The 1369-nt window shown below is 65.2% G+C and carries 2 protein-coding genes; both read right to left on the bottom strand.

Annotated features, from left to right (window positions below):
• Positions 1-39: 39 nt before the first annotated feature.
• The gene (locus tag ACIP6U_RS48710) at positions 40-471 is read right to left on the bottom strand and encodes a DUF4240 domain-containing protein (protein ID WP_401729997.1); all 432 of its coding nucleotides are present in this window, start codon (positions 469-471) and stop codon (positions 40-42) included.
• Positions 472-510: 39 nt separating this feature from the next.
• Positions 511-1328, bottom strand: a protein-coding gene (locus ACIP6U_RS48705; protein WP_401729996.1) for an IS5 family transposase whose coding sequence is annotated in 2 segments (ribosomal slippage) — positions 511-971 and positions 971-1328 — 819 coding nt in all. Because the reading frame shifts where the segments join, the coding sequence is not laid out codon by codon here.
• Positions 1329-1369 lie beyond the last annotated feature (41 nt).

Raw genomic sequence — 1369 nt, 5'->3', positions numbered from 1 at the left:
AGACGTCGTTTCTAATGGTGAGGAACGGATCGTCGGCGTCTATGCGTCCGTCCACTCGGCACGATTGGAGTAGGACTCGTAGCTGTACTGTGTCCTGCGGTCCCACTCGTCTCCGGTGAGGTGCTCGTATGCCTTGTCGGGTACGTAGAGCAGTGCCTCGGCCCAGACGAGGTCGTTGGCGTAAGGCATGAACCGCTGTGGGTCCCGAAGTACGCTCTCGTACTCCTCCCGGCCAGCTGCGACGACCGCAGCCCGGGTGTAGAGGAACTGATCGCCCGACAGGTCATCGCCATATTCCTTACGGTCCAGTCTGTAAAGCGCCCAGGAGAGCTGCTCGGCGAAGCCGACCACGTTGAACACGGGCCCCTTCGCCAGGCGGGCTGCCAGAGAAGCGGCGAGCTGATGGCCATCAGGGTCAGGGGTTGAAGGGCTGCACTCGTGGATGAGCTGCCAGAAGACGTCCTCGTTCATGTCGCAGAGCATGACGGACGGGTGTGACAGGCAGCATCGTCAGGCCTTCTCCCTGGCCAGTCTGCGATAGGCGATCAGGGCTGCGGCTATGCCGACGAAGGCAAGGAAGTGTTCGGCCTTGCGCTCGTACCGGCGGTGGAGTCGGCGGCAGCCGGCGAGCCAGGACACGGTTCTCTCGACGACCCATCGGTGGTGGCCGAGCCGCTGTGACGACTCGATGCCCTTGCGGGCAATGCGGGGGCGGATGCCGCGCCTGCGGAGCCATCGGCGCAGGTGGTCGTAGTCGTAGCCCTTGTCCGCGTGCAGTTTCGCCGGCCTTCGTCGCCGTGGGCCGCGGCGGGATCGGATGGGTGGAATCCCGCGTACGAGGAGTTCAAGGCCGAGGCTGTCATGCATGTTGGCACCGGAGATCCCCAGTGACAGGGGCAGTCCGTTCCGGTCGCAGAGCAGGTGGATTTTCGATCCCGGCTTGCCGCGGTCGGTCGGATTCGGTCCGGTCAGTGGCCCCCTTTTGCGGCTCGGATGCTGACGGAGTCGATCGCGCACCGCGACCAGTCCAACTCACCCCGAGCGCCGAGCTCGTCGAGGATGACTCTGTGGAGCCTGGCCCAGACTCGGTCTTGGCTCCACTGGGCGAAGCGCCGGTAGACGGTAGGCCAGGCCGGCCCGAACACCGGCGGAAGCTGCCGCCAGGTGCAGCCCGAGGTGGCCACGAAGATGACCGCTGCCAGGCATTCACGGTCACCCGCCCGCCGTCTCCCGCCGCCCTGCGGACGTATGACCTCCGTCGACGGGACCACCCGCCGAAACAGCGTCCACAACTCGTCCGGCACCAACCGCTCCACCAGAACCGTCATGTACGACTCAACGAGCGATCACACCATTAGAAACGACGTCT

It is taken from the genome of Streptomyces sp. NPDC088794 (assembly GCF_044750545.1).
Taxonomy (GTDB): Bacteria; Actinomycetota; Actinomycetes; order Streptomycetales; family Streptomycetaceae; genus Streptomyces.
Note: the sequence above shows the minus strand (reverse complement) of the source record. Positions and strands in the feature narration are given on the sequence as shown.

Coding starts and splice junctions, on each gene's coding strand:
- ACIP6U_RS48710 (WP_401729997.1), bottom strand. CDS start 471: ATGAACGAGGACGTCTTCTGGCAGCTCATCCACGAGTGCAGCCCTTCA.